The organism is Streptomyces sp. NBC_00252 (genome assembly GCF_036187565.1).
Lineage (GTDB): Bacteria > Actinomycetota > Actinomycetes > Streptomycetales > Streptomycetaceae > Streptomyces.
In genome coordinates this window covers 3,473,616-3,488,784 of sequence record NZ_CP108087.1, presented here as the reverse complement: position 1 = coordinate 3,488,784, position 15,169 = coordinate 3,473,616, and the positions used below count along the sequence as shown (strand labels likewise).

The following is a 15,169-nucleotide window of genomic DNA, read 5'->3' as shown; positions in this document are numbered from 1 at the left end:
CGCCCAAGGGTGTGCCCTTCCAGTGTGCGCCTTCTGTCATTCCGGGCCAGTCCACCGCCGCCGGCCATGAGCCCCGGACGGGGCAGCCAGCCGAAACCATCAGCGCACGATCAGCACCGAGCAGGGGGCGTGCCGGCTGGTCTTCTCCGCGGTGGAGCCCAGGAAGCGGCCCCAGGCCGAGGAGTGCCCGCTGTGCCCGACCACGATCAGATCCGCCCGGTGCTGCTCGGCGGCGCGCACCAGCTCCTGCGCCGGGTGCCCGGCCCGGGTCTCGCCCTCGAAGGCGACGTCGCGTTCGGCGACGTACGCCTCGGCGGCGGCCAGCCAGCGGTGGCAGGCCCGCTCCTCGACCTCCAGCTCCTCGGCGACCTCCCCGACGGTCGCCCCGTAGTGCGGCAGGTGCGCCTCTACCGCCACGGCGATCAGCTCACCCCGGGACAGACGCGCCAGCTCGACCGCCCGCTCCAGTGCTCGGCGCGCGCCCGGAGAGTCGTCGTAGGCCACCACGATCCGGCGGAACATACGACCGAGTCTGCTCCCGTCCGACGCGAGCCGGAAGACACGTCACCACGCGGCCTGCCGCGGAGGCAGCCGACCGGGCGAGCCCTTGACCCGCGCGCCGGGCGGCGGTTCACTCGGAACCAGGCGATGGATCCCGCCCGAGCCGCTGTCAGAGCGGCTCCAACCGCCCTCCCGGGGTTGATGGTTCCTGACCACACACGTCAGGAAACTGCTCACACCCTGCGGAGGTACCGCGTGGAGTCCGCCTACTACGTCGCCGCCGTCCTTGCCGTCACCGCTCTCGCCGCGAGCATGCTCTCGGTCAAACTCGGCCTCTCAGTGGCCGTCATCGAGATCTTCCTCGGCGTCGCCGTCGGCAACGCCCTCCATCTCACCGCACCCCAGTGGCTGGTCTTTCCTCGCCTCCTTCGGCAGCGTCGTGCTGACCTTCCTGGCCGGCGCCGAGGTCGACCCCGACGAGTTCCGGGCCACCTGGAAGGCCAGCCTGCTGATCGGGACGGCCTCCTTCGCGGCCCCATTCGCCGGCGTCCTCCTGCTGTGCCGCTACGGCTTCGACTGGACCTGGAAGGCCGCCGAGATCGGCGGGACCGCCCTGTCCACCACCTCACTCGCCGTCGTCTACGCGGTCCTGGTGGAGACCGGCCTGAACGCCACCGCGCTCGGCAAACTCATCATGAGCGCCACCTTCGTCACCGACCTGGCCACGGTCCTCGCGCTCAGCGTCCTGTTCATCCGGCCCACCTGGTGGCTGCTGCCCTTCGTCGCTGCCTCGGTCCTGCTGATCCTGGTGATGCCGCGCCTGGAACGCTGGTTCTTCGCCCAGTACGGCAACCGCGTCATCGAAACCGAGATCAAAGGCGCCTTCGCCGCCCTGCTGGTCCTGATGTGGCTGGCGGAGAAGGCCAACAGTCAAGCCGTCCTGCCCGCCTTCCTCCTCGGCCTCGCCGTCTCCCGCACCTTCGCCCGCCACCGCGCCACCCAACAACGCTTCCGCGTCGTCGCGTTCGCCCTGCTGACCCCGTTCTTCTTCCTGCGCTCCGGGATGAACGTCTCGCTGCCCCTGGTCATCGCCAACCTCGGCCTGCTCGGCGCACTCCTGGGCGCCAAGCTCGTCCTCAAATCGGCGGCCGTGCACCCGCTGGCCCGCCGCCACGCCCACCCGCACGCCGCGTTCACCACGCTGCTGATGAGTACCGGGCTGACCTTCGGCACGATCTCCGCGACGTACGGCTATACGGCCGGGATCGTCACCAAGGCCCAGTTCTCCCTCCTGGTCACCGTGGTCGTCCTCACCGCCGTCCTGCCCACCGCCGTCGCCCAGCGCTACTTCAGCCCCGACCGGCCGGCACTGGGCATCCCCGGTTCCGCAGACCAGCCCCGACTCCGCCTCGCCGTCTCCGACCGCACCTCCGCCCCGGCACCCGAGCAGAACGGACCCATGCCATGAATTGCTACGACTGCCACTCGGAAGACCTCCCGACCACCCGAGCGGTCGCCGTCTGCTGCCGATGCGGAGCGGCCCTGTGCACGGATCATGTTCAGACGCGGTCGGAACTCGTACTCCGAGTGAGGGGTATGGGCCTTGCCACTCTTCCGGATCGCGCACGGCGCATCACCTGCACGGCCTGCTGCAAGGCTGAGGCCGGCTAGCCATGTGGTTGTTGCTGTAGAGGGGCGGATGACGGCTGACTGCGACCGGTTCGACTGAACCGGCGAGCCGCGACCCCGACCACCGCAGCGCGGACTGCTCACAGGTCCTTTGCGGGCCAGTTCAGCAACCGGGCGCCGGCTTCGTAGGTGACGGACCGTTGACTCAACTTGTAGGTGGGTTCTGACTCCACCCGGTGCCTGGAGGACCCGATTTTGTAGGCGGAGAAATGACTCCACCTGGCGGCCTCGCTGCGACGGGTTGAGCCCCGTGCTGCATCTGAGGTCGGTTCCCGGGGTGCGCAGGTGTGGTGGCTGAACGCTGGGCGCGGCAGCTCGGACTGTGCTGGTGGCCGTGGTGGCGCGTAGTGTGCTGGCAGCTCGCTCCGCGCTCAAGGGTGGGTGGTGTGCCGGGAAGTCTGGTCGGCGACATGTCCGTCGTGCCCGAAAGGCTTGCCGTGCAGCTCAGGCCCCTTCCCCGCCATCGTGCCCGGACCGTTGTGCGGCTGCGGGGTGAGGTGACCTTCCGCAGGGCGCCGCGCGTCCGGAGGAAACTTTTGAGAGCGTTCGCCCGGGCCCCCGGCGTCATGGAAGTAGACCTCGACAAGGTCACCTATCTCGCCCCGGAGGTGCGCGCGCTGCTGTTGGCTGCCGCAGCCAACGCGCGCCGTTCCGGTGCGCGTTTCGTCATCGCCCATGCCTCGCCCCTCAGCCTGCGTGTACTGGACGAGCTAGGCATGCAGCGGTTGACGGACGTACCCCTTCTTTCCGGCCCATAGCTCTGCAATGAGACAAGAGTCTGGCGATGTCATCCCTACACGGTCCCTCCTCTCCGCCTCCGCCCACGCCCCAGGAGCTGGCGGTCCAGGAGGTTCTCACCTGCTTCGATGCCTATGCCCGTATCCGCGTGGCGCGTGACAGCGTGCTTGCCGCCGTCCGCGTCGGGCCGCGCGAGGAAGAACGTGCCTTCGATGATCTGCAGCAAGCAGTCTCCCGGCTCCGCACCGCTTCCCAGCAGTAGGACCGTAGGACCAGAGAGAAGAGAGTTCTCTTGGATGCGCCGTAGCGGAAGTAGGCAGTCCAGCCCCGAAGGACCGGGTTGACCGACCGCAGCACCTGTTCCAACGAGAGCGATGTCGTGCTTCGCCCCGTCAGTTTCTTGATCTTGTGCATCACCGACGCCAAGGCGGGCTTGGACGGAATGGTGAGCACGACGCGACGGCCGTCGTACCAGGGCCTTCGCTGGATGTGGAAGCCCAGGAAGACGAAGCCGTCGTCGATGTGGGTGATGTGGGTCTTCTCGACCGAGAGGGTCATCTTCAGCCTGCGGGCCAACAGCTCACCGATCTCCGCTTTGAGCGTCTCGGCCTCGGACTTGGTGCCGTGCGCCAGCACGACGAAGTCGTCGGCCTATGCCGAGTTCGGCATAGGCCGACGTATCGCACCAGACGGTAGTTCGGCAGCCCCTTGCGCCGCCGGGCTTGCCGACGTGCTCCGAGGTTCATCTCGGTGTTCCAGATCCGGGAGAAATGCCGTCCAGGACGGAGAGATAGACGTTGGCCAGCAGCGGGGAGGCGACTCCTCCTTGCGGAGTGCCCGTGAGGGTCTCCGTGAATCCACCGTGCAGCTCGACAACTCCGGCCCGCAGAAACGCGCTGACCAGCCGCAGGACCTTGCGGTCCTTGACGCGCTCGGCCACCAGGTCCATCAGGACGTGATGGTCGATATTGTCGAAGCAAGCCTTGATGTCGCCCTCGATGCTCCAGTCGTAGGTCGACGGCTGGCGGGTGAAGCGGTGGATTTCGACGATGGCATCCTGACCCGACGTCCGGGCCGATACCCGTAGCTGGACGGGTAGAAATCGGCCTCGAAAATCGGCGCCGGTCGTGGAGCGGTCCACCACCCACATCCAAGTCCCCCCGCGGGAGGTTGCTGCCAGGCCCCCGCACCCCGGATGGTATGGACGATCCGCGTCGAGTCGCGGCGTCGCCGTCCACACGTTGTGCCTTCGTCGTGGCCTTGTGGCCGCTTGGCTGTCACGGGACAGGTGACACGGGCAGGGCACTCGCCCCATGATGGGTGGGTCATGGGGCGTTCGGTGCGTGTGTCCCGTCTGTGCCACCGCGGCTGGGTGCCGCGTGTGGTGCCGGTGGCTGCTGTCCGGGCCGGGCTGTTTTCCCTGCTGGGTACGGCGGTTGCCGTCACTGTCCATCACCTGGCGTTCGATTCGAGCCCCTCGTGGAGCGTGCGCGCTCTCGCCGCGTGTCTCCTTTTCGGTGTCGCGCTGCCCGGCGCGGGTCAGGACAAGCCGCTGGTGCGGCAGTTGATGCTCGCGGTCGGGGCCCAGGTGGCCGTGGGCTACTGGTTCGTACGGGCCGATAACGCGGTCACTGTTCCTGCGCACGCCGTGTGGCCGACCTCCGTCCACGCGGGCTGGCCCGTGGTGGTCGCCCATGTCGCGTTGACCGTGCTGTGCGCGGTACTGCTGCACGGCGTCGACACCTGCCGGCGACGTGTGCTGTACGTGGCCGGGCGCGAATGGGAGCACCTGCGCGAACTGGTGCGCGGGCTGTTCACGCCGGTCCGCGCTCCTCTCGGCCTGAGCAGGGCCGCGGCAGGGCCGCGCCCGCGCCCCGGGCCGGCTCCCGGTCCTCCGGTTCAGGTTCTCCTCGCGGGCGCGGTCGTCCGGCGCGGCCCTCCTCTCTCCTCCCCGCCGCTCGCGGTCTGACGACAGCTGTACGGCGCACCGCTGTGCGCCGTACCTGTGACGTGCGGCGGCATACGGAACACATTGAGGTTGTGACCTGCCATGCCGGAGCGCGGGCTGCCCAAGTGCCCCGCGCCAGGGGGGAATTCATGTCCAGCACAGTCGTTGTCATCGGGGCGGGCCCGTACGGCCTGTCCACCGCCGCGCATCTGAAGGCGCGCGGCCTGCACGTCAGGGTGTTCGGTTCGCCGATGGCGAGCTGGGCCGAGAACATGCCCGCGGGCATGCTGCTGAAGTCGCCGCCGAGCGCGTCGATGCTGTCCGCGCCGAAGCCCGGGTTCACCCTGGATGCCTACGCCCGGCAGGCGGGGGAGCCGCAGTTGGAGGGGCACGACCCGGTGCCGGTCGAGATGTTCGTCCGCTACGGGCGGTGGTTCGCCGAGCAGTTGGTGCCCGAGGTGGAGGACATCCGTGTGCTGGGTGTCGACCGGCAGGCCGACGGGTTCCACATCAAGCTCGCCTCGGGCGAGGAACTGCGGGCCTCGGCCGTGGTGGTCGCGAGCGGGATGGACGGTTTCGCGTACGTCCCCGAGCCGCTGGCGGCGCTCGTTCCCGAGGGGCTCGTCTCGCACAGCTCCCACCACGCCGACCTCGCGAAGTTCACCGGGCGGGACGTGGTCGTGGTGGGCGCCGGTCAGTCGGCGCAGGAGAGCGCGGCTCTGCTGAACGAGGTCGGGGCACAGGTGCAACTGCTCGTACGTGGCAGGGAGTTGGTGTTCGGCGCGGCTCCGACGCCTCCGCCGCACTGGCAGCCGGACACGGGGCTGGGCCGGTCCTGGGGGCTGTACGGCGTCGTTCAGCATGCGGCGGCGTTCCGGTTTCTGCCCGCGGCCACTCGGCTGCGGCTGGTGAAGCGGGTGCTGGGGCCGTTCGGTTCCTGGTGGCTCAAGCCTCGCCTGGAGGGCGTCGTGCCCGTCCACGTCAGGCAGCGCATCACGCAGGCCGCGCGGAACGGCGCCGGTGTCACCCTCACCACCCGGGACGCCGACGGCCGTACCCGCACCGTCGAGACCGGTCACGTCCTGGCCGCCACCGGCTACCGGGTCCGCCTCGATGCGGTGGACTTCCTCGCCTCCGAACTGCGGGCCGAACTGGTCCGCACGGCCGGCTTCCCGCACCTCGACGCCGGACTCCAGTCGTCGGTGCCGGGCCTGTACTTCACCGGTATCCAGGCGGCGGCGACCTTCGGGCCGCTGCTGCGGTTCACGTGCGGCACGCGGTTCGCGGCACCGCGACTGGCTGCGGCGGTGGCGGCCAAGGGCTGACGGCGGATCGGGCCTGGGGATGTGGCTGAGGCGGGCCGTCCCCGGGCCGTCCCGCGTTCACGTTGGCGGGAGGGTGGCTCAGCGGGTCCCGGCCGTCGCGGTCGGGACCTCCGTCGCGGCGTCGCGCAGGCCGAGGCGCAGGTGCTCGACGTGGTAGAGGGCCTGCTCAAGGAGTTCGGCGACGTGGTTGTCGTAGAGCGCGTAGATGACCGAGCGGCCTCGGCGCTCGCCGGTGACCAGGCCGAGGTTGCGCAGCAGGCGCAGTTGGTGGGAGCAGGCGGACTGTTCCATGCCGACGGCGTCGGCGAGTTCGGTCGCCGCGCACGGGCCTTCCTGGAGACGGGCCAGGATCCGCAGCCGGGAAGGGGTGGCCAGGGCCTGGAGCGTGGCGGCCACGTCGGTGGCGCCCACGGCCTCCAGGCGCTCGCGCGCGGTGGCGGTGGTCTTGGCGTCAGCTCCGTGGCCCATGGCGCCCATCCTACGGAGACGAACTCATGAACGCATGAATGAGTCTTCATGTGGTCCTGTACCGTGGAGGAAGCGGGGCCGGATCCCCGGCCGACCGTTGCTTCGTCATGCCTCCGTGAAGGACTTCCGCTCCGATGACCTCCACCCTCACCTCGCCGTGCGCCGACCGGGCCGCGCCGCCGCGCGACGGCGATACCGCCCGCCGCCGTACCCGTGTCCTCGCCCTGCCCGAGGCGCGCTGGGCGATCGTGGCCACGGTCCTCTTCCTCCTCGCCCTGCCGCTGCAGCTGACCGGTGTGCCGGTCTGGGTGTGGGGTCCGCTGTACGCGCTGGCGTACGCCACCGGCGGGTGGGAGCCCGGCTGGGAGGGACTGAAGGCGCTCAAGGACAAGACCCTCGACGTCGACCTCCTGATGATCGTCGCCGCGCTCGGTGCGGCGGCGATCGGGCAGGTCATGGACGGGGCGCTGCTGATCGTCATCTTCTCCACGTCCGGTGCGCTGGAGGCGCTGGCCACGGCCCGGACCGCCGACTCGGTGCGCGGTCTGCTGGACCTGGCGCCGGCCATGGCCACCCGCCTCGACGCCGACGGCAGGGAAGTGGCCGTCGCCGTCGAGGAGTTGGCCGTCGGCGACACGATCCTCGTACGGCCCGGCGAGCGCCTCGGCGCGGACGGCCGGGTGCTGGACGGGGCCAGCGACGTGGACCAGGCGACCATCACCGGCGAGCCGCTGCCCGTGGCCAAGGAGAGGGGCGACGAGGTCTTCGCCGGCACCCTCAACGGCACCGGCGCCCTGCGCGTCCGTGTCGAGCGCGACGCCTCCGACTCGGTGATCGCACGGATCGTGCGCATGGTGGAAGAGGCGTCGGAGACCAAGGCGCCCACGCAACTGTTCATCGAGAAGGTCGAACAGCGGTATTCGCTGGGCATGGTGGCGGCGACCCTCGCGGTGTTCCTCGTCCCGTTCGCCTTCGGCGCGAGCCTTACCGACTCGTTGCTGCGGGCGATGACCTTCATGATCGTGGCCTCGCCGTGCGCGGTCGTGCTGGCGACCATGCCGCCTCTGCTGTCCGCGATCGCCAACGCCGGACGCCATGGTGTGCTGGTCAAGTCGGCGGTCGTCATGGAGCGGCTGGGGCAGGTCGACGCGGTGGCGCTCGACAAGACCGGCACGCTGACCGAGGGCACTCCGAGAGTTACCGACATTCGGCCGCTGACCGGATCCGGGCTGGGTGAACGCGAGTTGCTGGTCCTCGCGGCTGCGGCGGAGCACCCCAGTGAGCATCCGCTGGCCCGTGCCGTCGTGGATGCGGCACGCGAACGCGGACTCGCCCTGCCCGTGGCGGAGGACTTCGACTCCACGCCCGGCGTCGGAGTGACCGCCGCCGTCGACGGGCGCGCGGTCGCGGTCGGTGCCCCGGCCCGGCTGCTCGCAGGGGCGTCGGACGCGGGCTCCGCACGGGCCGCTGCGCTCGCCGATGTATTGGAGCAGGACGGGCGGACCGCCGTGCTGGTCACCCTCGACGGGCGGCCGGTGGGCGTACTCGGCATCGCCGACCGCCTGCGTCCCGATGCCGCCGCCACCGTGTCCTCCCTGAGATCCCTCACCGGAACCGCACCCCTGCTGCTGACCGGCGACAACCCCCGTGCAGCCGCCCGCCTCGCCGCCGAGGTAGGCATCGAGGACGTACGGGCCGGGCTGCTCCCGCAGGACAAGGTGAGCGCGGTCAGGGAACTGGCGAGCGCGGGACGCAAGGTGCTGGTCGTCGGGGACGGCGTCAACGACGCACCCGCACTCGCCGCCGCCCACACCGGCATTGCCATGGGCCGCGCGGGCTCCGACCTCGCGCTGGAGACCGCCGACGCGGTGATCGTCCGCGACGAGCTCGCCACCGTTCCCGCCGTCGTCGCCCTCTCGCGCCGCGCCCGCAAACTCGTCGTGCAGAACCTCGTCGTCGCGGGCGTGTTCATCGCCGCCCTGGTCGTCTGGGACCTGGCGGGCCACCTGCCGCTGCCGCTCGGTGTCGCCGGGCACGAGGGCTCCACCGTCATCGTCGGCCTCAATGGACTCCGGCTCCTGCGTGAAGCGGCCTGGAAGCGGGGTGTCCAGTGAGCCGGGGCAAGGCCCGTACTGCCGACTGGGCGGCGCCGTCGTGCACGGTCACCGTGTGCCGTGGTTGCTGCTGCGGCACGGCCAAGATTCCCGGCGTCGACCATGCCGCCCAACTCGCCGCGCTGAAGGCAGAGTTGGGCTCCGTCGCCCGGGTTCGGGCGGTGAACTGCCTCGATGCGTGCGAGCGGGCCAACGTCATCGTCGTACAGCCATCACCGTCCGGACGCGCCGCGGGCGGGCAGCCGGTCTGGCTCGGACTGGTCAACGACACGGAGGCGACGGCCGACATAGCCGCGTGGGTGCGTGCCGGAGGGCCGGGCCTTGCTGAACCACCCGACATCCTCGACCTGTACGCCTTCGGCCCGTCCCGGCGGGTGCGGCGCGGCATCGAGGACTGAACGAGCGGTGGGCGTGCCGTCCGTCACCGCCCGGTCAGCGGTGGGCGTGCAGTCCGTCGAGGAGCGGGTCGTGGCTGTGCCCCAGCCGTTCGCGACCCGCGCGGCCCCGACGACGTGGGGGTGTGCCGCGTCGAGGCCGGTGTGGTCGTGCTCGACGGCCACCGGTTCCCGTGCCGGCCACAGGCGCACCGCGAGCAGGCCCGCGGAAAGGGCGATCGCCCCGAGCGCGACCACGGCCGCCTGGAGTCCCGCCTCCGCTCCCAGCCAGCCGGCCAGCGGATACGTCAGCAGCCAGCAACTGTGGGACAGCGAGAACTGGGCGGCGAACGCCGACGTCCGTTCCTCCGGAGGGGCCGAGCGGCGGATCAGCCGGCCGGTCGGCGTGAGCACCATCGAGCACGTGGCGCCGAAGGCGGCCCACACCGCGAGCAGCCCGGGCCACCGCCAACTCCCGCTCCCGGCGGCCGTGATGGCGCCCAGCCCGACGAAGACCACGGTGAGCAGCAGGGCGCCGCGCAGCATGACCACGCGGTCCGGGATCCGGTCCAGTACCCGGGGCAGCAGCAGCGCGACCACCATCGAGCCCGCGCCGTACGCGCCGAGCGCGAGGGACACGTCGGCGGCGCTGCGGTCCAGCAGGTCCCGGACGTAGACCACGCTGTTGACCGTGACCATCGCGCTCGCGGCGGCGACGGCGAGGTTGAGGGCGAGCAGGGCGCGCAACTGCGGGGTGGCGAAGAAGAGGCGGGTGCCGGCGGTCGCCTTGGCGTACGCGCTGCCGCTTCGTGGCGTGGTGGCCGTGACCGGCTTGGGCAGCACGGCCGACACCACCAGGGCGGCCGAGGCGAGGAAGCCGGCCACCGTGCCCAGGAACAGCCAGTTGTACGTGATCAGCGAGAGCAGCGCGGCGGCCAGCGCCGGACTGAACAGGCTCTCCAGGTCGTAGGCGAGCCGGGACAGCGACAGCGCCTGGGTGTAGTCGCGCTCGGCGGGCAGCACGTCCGGGATGACCGCCTGGAACGTCGGGGTGAACGCCGCGGACGCCGACTGGAGCAGGAAGATCAGGACGTACACCTGCCACACCTGGTCCACGAACGGCAGCATCAGCGCGACCCCGGCCCTCGTCAGGTCCGAGCCGACCATCAGCGCGCGGCGCGGCAGCCGGTCGGCGACCGCGCCGATGGCCGGGGCGATCGCCACATACGCCAGCATCTTGATCGCGAGTGCGGTGCCGAGTACCGATCCGGCGTCGGCGCCCGCGATGTCGTAGGCCAGCAGACCGAGCGCCACGGTGGCCAGACCGGTGCCGACCAGGGCGATGACCTGGGCGGTGAAGAGGTGGCGATAGGCGCGGTCGCGCAGGACGGAGAACATGCGGGCGGGTCCTCGGCAGGGGGACGGCAGCGGCTGGCATCCACTATATGCATGAGTGCGCATCTGCGCACATGTTCCCGTGTGAACGTGGTGGACGCGCGATGCGCTTCCCGCCCCTACCGGCCTCTACGCTGTCCCCATGTCTGTTCGCGAGCCCCTGCCACCTGCGTCTGATGCGCATCTGCGTGCCCCGGACAGCGCGCGTCTCGCGGAGGCGACCGAGGTGTTCGCGATGCTGTCCGACGTGACCCGGCTGCACCTGCTGTGGCTGCTTGCCCAGGCGGAGTCGGACGTCGGCTCGCTGACCGAGCGTTGCGAGGCGTCCCGGACGGCCGTGAGCCAGCACCTGGCGAAGCTGCGGCTCGCGGGGCTCGTGGAGACACGGCGTGAGGGCCGGCACGTCTACTACAGCCTGCGCGACGGCCATCTGCGCAGGCTGGTGACGGAGGCGCTCAGCCACGCCGACCACCGGGTCACCGGCAAGGCCCCGCACGACTGACGCGGGGGCGGCTCGGGCCGCTGAGCGCGACGCACCGTACTCCAGGAGCCCGGAAGAGCCCGGCCGACTCGGGCAGGTGGCGTCGAGTCGGCTGGGCCGGTCACGGCGAAGACCTTCCGCCGGGTGGGGTTACGCGGACGCGGCACCCCGGCGGCGTACGAGATAGAAGGCCCCGCCCGCCGCTACGACCACGACGGCGCCGATGCCGATCCAGGCACCGGTCGACAGGCCGCCGTCGCCCTTCGTCTCGGCCTCGGCGACGGGGGAGGACGAAGGCTCGGGCTCCTCGGCCGAAGGCGAGGCGGACTCGGACGCCGTCTCGCTCGGGGTCGGGCTCGCGGACTTCGCTCCGGCCGCGGCGGCCTTCAGCTTGAGCACCGGGGCGGGCTGCTCGCCGCTCTCGTCGAGTTCGATCCAGCGGTCGGTACGGCCGTCGCTGTAGGTCTGCAGCGTCTTGAAGGCCAGTTCGCTCGCGTCGGGGAGTTGCTTGACGACGACGGAGTACTCGGCGTTCGCACCGGCCTTCACCGCCGGGCCCTTGACGGTGTAGCCGTCGTCGTTCGCGGTGAACTTCCAGCCCTTGGGGCCCTCGCCGTAGGCCACGTCCGCGGGGGCGATGCCCGCGGGCAGGACCACCCGGATCTGGGTGATCCCCGCCGTGGAGGACTCCGACTCGGCGTCGAAGGAGACCTCGACGTTCTCGGCGAGAGCCTGGGCCCTCTCAGACTCGACCTCCACGTGGGCGGCGGCCGGACCTGTGGTGAGGACGAGGGCGGCGGCCGTCGCGGCGGTGGTGATCGTCAGGCGCCGGGCGGTGGCACGAGTGGTACTGAGGTGGGACATGGGTGTCTCCAGGCGTGGTGGAACGCGGAGCGGCGAGGGTGCCGCTCCGGCGGGGTCAGATGGCGAGTACGAACCCCGCCGGCGGAGGACCCCGCCGTACCACCACGTCCGCGAGCAACGCCTCCTGGGGCAGCGGACGTTCCCTCCACGCGAGGGGGAGCGTCGGCAGGTCGCCCTGCGCCGGTGCCGGGCGGTCGCTCAGCAGCGCCCAGACCGTGGCGATGCGTGCCCGGACGCCGTCCGCGACCACCGTCAGGCCGCGCGCCAGTGACCAGCACGCCGCGTCCGCGCGGTGCAGCAGCACCGCGACGAGTACGGCGGCGACGGCGTGCAGGGCGGTCATAGTGAGGGAACCGTGCAGCCGCTCGTGCCAGGCGCCATGGGTGTCCATGGGGTGGTGGGCGTCCATGGTCATCGTCGGCATCGCGGTGTGCGCGTGCGCCGTCGACAGCCACAGGTGCAGGCCCACTTGGGCGGCGGCGCTCGTCGCCGTCACCGCGCCCAGTGTGCGCGGACGCCGGGCACCGGCGAGCCCGATGCCGAAGAGCACGGAGGCCGCCCAGGCGCTCTGCCGCCAGGGCGCGGGCCCCTCGGCGATCAGGTGGTGGGCGCTCACGCCCAGCACCGTCCCGACGGCGGCGAACAACGCGGCCCGCAGAACGGGCAGAGGCGCACGGTGCGTCGTCGTACGGGGCATGGTCATGGCCCGACCATCATCGGGCATGACCTGGCGAGTGTGGAGGCGGGTTCCGGAAAGAGGCGGCTCGCCCGTAATTCCGCGTTGTGATCAGTTCCTTGGGGTTGATCACGTCACCAGGCGGTGGTGACCGCCGCCGTGGCCAGACCGAGTGCGGCGCAGAGACCGAGGGTGCGCAGGACGCTCCACCTGAGTCTGAAGATCATGATGAGGGCGGCGAGCGTGATGAGCAGGGCGGTGGGCCGCACGGTCGTCAGGTCGGGGAGCTGGAGGTGCAGCGGTCCCCACGAGGCGTCTTCGACCGTGCTGAAGAGCGTGTGCTGCGCGAAGTAGAGGGCGAGGTTGGCGATGACACCGACGACGGCGGCCGTGATGCCGGTCAGGGCGGCGGAGACGGAGCGGTTGCCGCGCAGGCGCTCGATGTAGGGGGCGCCGAGGAAGATGAACAGGAAGCACGGGACGAAGGTCACCCACGTCGTCAGCAGGGCCCCGAGCAGGGCGGCGGCCCACGGGTTGAGGGCGCCGGGGTCGCGGTAGGCGCCGAGGAACGCGACGAACTGCACCACCATGATCAGCGGTCCCGGGGTGGTCTCCGCCAGGGCGAGCCCGCGGACCATCTCGCCCGCGCCGAGCCAGCCGTAGTGCTGTACGGCCTGCTGGGCGACGTAGGCGAGGACGGCGTACGCGCCGCCGAAGGTGACCAGCGCGGTGCCGGAGAAGAACACGCCCTGCGTGGTGAAGACGCTGTGGGTGCCGGTGAGGACTGCCACCGCGGCCAGGGGCACGGCCCACAACAGCAGGCCGATGAGCAGGATGCGCAACGCCCGGCGGCGGCTGGGGCGTTCGGCGTGGAGAGCGTCGTCGGAGATCAGTGGCGGCGGGCCGTCGTCGGCGGTGTGCCCGGCGGGCGGGCGCAGGGTGTGCGGGGCCAGGCGGGCCAGCAGCCAACCGACGAGCGCGGCGCCGATGATCACCAGAGGGAAGGGGACGGCGAACAACGCCAGGGCCGCGAAGGAGGCGACCGCGAGGACGATCAGGGCGGGGTGGGTCAGTGAGCGGCGGCCGACCCGCCACACCGCCTGGGCGACGATTGCGACGACGGCCGGGGCGAGCCCGGCGAACAGTCCGGTGACGGCGGCGGTCGTGCCGAACGCGACGTACAGGCCGGAGAGGGCCAGCAGGGCGAGCACGCCCGGCAGCACGAACAGCGAGCCCGCTACCAGGCCGCCCGGCGTTCCGTTGAGCAACCAGCCGACGTAGATGGCCAGTTGCTGGGCCTCGGGGCCGGGCAGCAGCATGCAGTAGCTCAGCGCGTGGTTGAAGCGCTGCTGGCCGATCCAGCGTTTCTCCTCAACCAGGGCCCGCTGCATGACCGCGATCTGCCCGGCCGGTCCGCCGAAGGTCTGCAGGGATATCGCGAACCAGGTGCGGGCCGCCGTACGGAACGGCACCACATCACGATCACGCGCGGTGGCGGCGCCGGCAGCGGGATCCGTCGCGGGTTCGACGCTCATGCGGGGTCCCGTCCTGTCAGCGTCGCGCGGCGGTGGTACTCGTACAGCCCGTCGAAGAGCGGGCCGGTCAGTTCGAGGACGCGCTCGTCGTCGCAGATCATGGACAGCCCGCGCAGGACCACGTCCATGCCCGGCGCCTCGGGGGCGTCGTAGCGTTCGTCGTCGAGGTCGGCCTCGTGCACGATCTCGGCGAGCTTCCACAGCACCGGGTCGCTCAGGTCGTAGCGGCGCAGGATCGTCTCGAAGGAGCAGTCGCCGCCGTGGTGGCCGAGGTCGACCCCGCGCATGTCGAACGGCGTTGCGCCGACGGGGACTTCAGCCGGATCGGTGACGAAGACGAACTCCGCGTCCTGGTCGACGTGACGGCGGATCAGCCAGGAACAGGCAGCGCGGTCGATGTGGATTCCGGCGCGGGTCGCCCACTTCATGCCCTGTCCTCCTGATGGTGCGCGCTCTCCAGCGGTACGCCGTCGAAGTCGTCGGTCTCGGGTGGGTTCGGCTCGCCGGTCGCGGACCCCTCGGGTTCGTGGGCGAGGGTGCGTACGGCGGCGTGGGCCCGATCGCGTTCGGGCGGCGGGAAGAAGTCGCGGCGGCCGATGCGGCGCAGCTCGGCGCGGAGCCTGCGCACCGCTCCGGTGGTGCCGGCGTTGCTCACTGCGGCCCGGGCGGCTTCGTCGATGACGGCCTGGTACTCGGCGGTGCGAGCGTCGGCCATGGCCATGGCCAGCTCCCGCTCCTGGGCGAGCGTCGCGGGGCGGGCGAGCCAGATCGAGGCGCTGCCGCCCGCCTCGATCGCCTCGTCCGCGATCCACTCCAACTGCTCGCGGGTGCGGGCGTCGGCGGGCAGCGCGACCAGTCCGTCGGAGAGCTGGGCGACACCCAGCCGCTTCAACTTGCGCCAGATGGCGATGCGGGGCGTGGAGGGTTCGCGGGGGACGCGGTAGGAGAGCAGGACCCATTCACCCGGTCTGTCGCGTGCTCGGTCAGCGGTCATGCGTCCGTCCTGGGCGGACGGAACACGGTTCACTGCGTGCCCTCGGGATTCGACGATTCATGCAACC

Annotated in this window: 17 protein-coding genes, 1 pseudogene and 1 riboswitch; of the genes and pseudogenes, 8 read left to right on the top strand and 10 right to left on the bottom strand. The window is 71.2% G+C overall.

What is annotated here, in order from left to right; translation table 11 throughout:
• Positions 1–99: 99 nt before the first annotated feature.
• Positions 100–522 (bottom strand): universal stress protein, encoded by a 423-nt coding sequence (locus OHT77_RS14875; RefSeq protein WP_328828873.1) that lies wholly within the window; start codon positions 520–522, stop codon positions 100–102.
• A 113-nt stretch (positions 523–635) separates the two neighbouring features.
• Positions 636–719: riboswitch (Fluoride riboswitch) on the top strand.
• Positions 720–940: 221 nt separating this feature from the next.
• Here OHT77_RS14875 and OHT77_RS14870 point away from each other — a divergent pair.
• From OHT77_RS14870 to OHT77_RS14860, 3 genes are all read left to right on the top strand, one after another.
• Complete coding sequence (locus OHT77_RS14870; RefSeq protein ID WP_328828871.1) at positions 941–1,969, top strand: cation:proton antiporter; 1,029 nt, start codon at positions 941–943, stop codon at positions 1,967–1,969.
• The gene (locus OHT77_RS14865) at positions 1,966–2,172 is read left to right on the top strand and encodes a DUF2180 family protein (protein WP_328828869.1); all 207 of its coding nucleotides are present in this window, start codon (positions 1,966–1,968) and stop codon (positions 2,170–2,172) included. Before OHT77_RS14870 ends, OHT77_RS14865 begins: the two co-directional genes overlap by 4 nt.
• Positions 2,173–2,600: 428 nt before the next feature.
• Positions 2,601–2,948 carry an STAS domain-containing protein gene (locus OHT77_RS14860; protein ID WP_328828867.1) on the top strand — a complete coding sequence of 116 codons (348 nt, stop codon included), beginning with the start codon at positions 2,601–2,603 and terminating at the stop codon, positions 2,946–2,948.
• Between the two features lie 112 nt (positions 2,949–3,060).
• On the opposite strand, the gene OHT77_RS14855 is transcribed toward OHT77_RS14860, so the two are convergent.
• Together OHT77_RS14855 and OHT77_RS14850 are read right to left on the bottom strand one after the other, a co-directional pair.
• Positions 3,061–3,564 carry a group II intron maturase-specific domain-containing protein gene (locus OHT77_RS14855; RefSeq protein WP_328828866.1) on the bottom strand — a complete coding sequence of 168 codons (504 nt, stop codon included), beginning with the start codon at positions 3,562–3,564 and terminating at the stop codon, positions 3,061–3,063.
• Between the two features lie 106 nt (positions 3,565–3,670).
• Positions 3,671–4,069: a reverse transcriptase domain-containing protein gene (locus tag OHT77_RS14850; RefSeq protein ID WP_328828865.1), complete on the bottom strand. Its 399-nt coding sequence runs from the start codon at positions 4,067–4,069 to the stop codon at positions 3,671–3,673.
• Positions 4,070–4,414: 345 nt separating this feature from the next.
• On the opposite strand from OHT77_RS14850, the gene OHT77_RS14845 reads away from it, so the two are divergent.
• Both OHT77_RS14845 and OHT77_RS14840 read left to right on the top strand, forming a co-directional pair.
• Positions 4,415–4,897: a hypothetical protein gene (locus OHT77_RS14845; RefSeq protein ID WP_328828864.1), complete on the top strand. Its 483-nt coding sequence runs from the start codon at positions 4,415–4,417 to the stop codon at positions 4,895–4,897.
• A gap of 128 nt (positions 4,898–5,025) precedes the next feature.
• On the top strand, positions 5,026–6,201 hold the full coding sequence (locus OHT77_RS14840; protein ID WP_328828863.1) for an NAD(P)-binding domain-containing protein: 1,176 nt from the start codon (positions 5,026–5,028) through the stop codon (positions 6,199–6,201).
• A 78-nt stretch (positions 6,202–6,279) separates the two neighbouring features.
• Here OHT77_RS14840 and OHT77_RS14835 read toward each other — a convergent pair whose 3' ends face one another.
• Positions 6,280–6,669 (bottom strand): ArsR/SmtB family transcription factor, encoded by a 390-nt coding sequence (locus tag OHT77_RS14835; RefSeq protein ID WP_328828862.1) that lies wholly within the window; start codon positions 6,667–6,669, stop codon positions 6,280–6,282.
• Positions 6,670–6,803: 134 nt separating this feature from the next.
• Between OHT77_RS14835 and OHT77_RS14830 the strand changes: the two genes are divergently transcribed.
• Together OHT77_RS14830 and OHT77_RS14825 are read left to right on the top strand one after the other, a co-directional pair.
• Complete coding sequence (locus OHT77_RS14830; RefSeq protein ID WP_328828861.1) at positions 6,804–8,783, top strand: heavy metal translocating P-type ATPase; 1,980 nt, start codon at positions 6,804–6,806, stop codon at positions 8,781–8,783.
• The gene (locus OHT77_RS14825) at positions 8,780–9,181 is read left to right on the top strand and encodes a (2Fe-2S) ferredoxin domain-containing protein (protein WP_328828860.1); all 402 of its coding nucleotides are present in this window, start codon (positions 8,780–8,782) and stop codon (positions 9,179–9,181) included. Before OHT77_RS14830 ends, OHT77_RS14825 begins: the two co-directional genes overlap by 4 nt.
• 34 nt (positions 9,182–9,215) lie before the next feature.
• Here OHT77_RS14825 and OHT77_RS14820 read toward each other — a convergent pair.
• Positions 9,216–10,555: pseudogene (locus tag OHT77_RS14820) on the bottom strand (MFS transporter).
• Between the two features lie 139 nt (positions 10,556–10,694).
• On the opposite strand from OHT77_RS14820, the gene OHT77_RS14815 reads away from it, so the two are divergent.
• Positions 10,695–11,054 (top strand): ArsR/SmtB family transcription factor, encoded by a 360-nt coding sequence (locus OHT77_RS14815; protein WP_328828859.1) that lies wholly within the window; start codon positions 10,695–10,697, stop codon positions 11,052–11,054.
• Between the two features lie 129 nt (positions 11,055–11,183).
• On the opposite strand, the gene OHT77_RS14810 is transcribed toward OHT77_RS14815, so the two are convergent.
• From OHT77_RS14810 to OHT77_RS14790, 5 genes are all read right to left on the bottom strand, one after another.
• Positions 11,184–11,897, bottom strand: coding sequence for a DUF1775 domain-containing protein (locus OHT77_RS14810; RefSeq protein WP_328828858.1), 714 nt, complete (start codon positions 11,895–11,897; stop codon positions 11,184–11,186).
• 55 nt (positions 11,898–11,952) lie between these two features.
• Positions 11,953–12,600, bottom strand: a complete 648-nt coding sequence (locus OHT77_RS14805; RefSeq protein WP_328828856.1) for a hypothetical protein — start codon at positions 12,598–12,600, stop codon at positions 11,953–11,955.
• Between the two features lie 107 nt (positions 12,601–12,707).
• Positions 12,708–14,108: a chromate efflux transporter gene (gene chrA, locus OHT77_RS14800; RefSeq protein ID WP_328828855.1), complete on the bottom strand. Its 1,401-nt coding sequence runs from the start codon at positions 14,106–14,108 to the stop codon at positions 12,708–12,710.
• A complete protein-coding gene (locus tag OHT77_RS14795; protein WP_328828854.1) occupies positions 14,105–14,536 on the bottom strand; it encodes a chromate resistance protein ChrB domain-containing protein in 432 nt (143 codons plus the stop codon). The genes chrA and OHT77_RS14795 overlap by 4 nt, the downstream gene beginning before the upstream one ends.
• On the bottom strand, positions 14,533–15,102 hold the full coding sequence (locus OHT77_RS14790; protein ID WP_328828852.1) for a Chromate resistance protein ChrB: 570 nt from the start codon (positions 15,100–15,102) through the stop codon (positions 14,533–14,535). Before OHT77_RS14790 ends, OHT77_RS14795 begins: the two co-directional genes overlap by 4 nt.
• Positions 15,103–15,169 lie beyond the last annotated feature (67 nt).

Coding starts and splice junctions, on each gene's coding strand:
- OHT77_RS14875 (WP_328828873.1), bottom strand. CDS start 522: ATGTTCCGCCGGATCGTGGTGGCCTACGACGACTCTCCGGGCGCGCGC.
- OHT77_RS14865 (WP_328828869.1), top strand. CDS start 1,966: ATGAATTGCTACGACTGCCACTCGGAAGACCTCCCGACCACCCGAGCG.
- OHT77_RS14860 (WP_328828867.1), top strand. CDS start 2,601: ATGTCCGTCGTGCCCGAAAGGCTTGCCGTGCAGCTCAGGCCCCTTCCC.
- OHT77_RS14840 (WP_328828863.1), top strand. CDS start 5,026: ATGTCCAGCACAGTCGTTGTCATCGGGGCGGGCCCGTACGGCCTGTCC.
- OHT77_RS14835 (WP_328828862.1), bottom strand. CDS start 6,669: ATGGGCCACGGAGCTGACGCCAAGACCACCGCCACCGCGCGCGAGCGC.
- OHT77_RS14830 (WP_328828861.1), top strand. CDS start 6,804: ATGACCTCCACCCTCACCTCGCCGTGCGCCGACCGGGCCGCGCCGCCG.
- OHT77_RS14815 (WP_328828859.1), top strand. CDS start 10,695: ATGTCTGTTCGCGAGCCCCTGCCACCTGCGTCTGATGCGCATCTGCGT.
- OHT77_RS14810 (WP_328828858.1), bottom strand. CDS start 11,897: ATGTCCCACCTCAGTACCACTCGTGCCACCGCCCGGCGCCTGACGATC.
- OHT77_RS14805 (WP_328828856.1), bottom strand. CDS start 12,600: ATGACCATGCCCCGTACGACGACGCACCGTGCGCCTCTGCCCGTTCTG.
- chrA (WP_328828855.1), bottom strand. CDS start 14,108: ATGAGCGTCGAACCCGCGACGGATCCCGCTGCCGGCGCCGCCACCGCG.
- OHT77_RS14795 (WP_328828854.1), bottom strand. CDS start 14,536: ATGAAGTGGGCGACCCGCGCCGGAATCCACATCGACCGCGCTGCCTGT.
- OHT77_RS14790 (WP_328828852.1), bottom strand. CDS start 15,102: ATGACCGCTGACCGAGCACGCGACAGACCGGGTGAATGGGTCCTGCTC.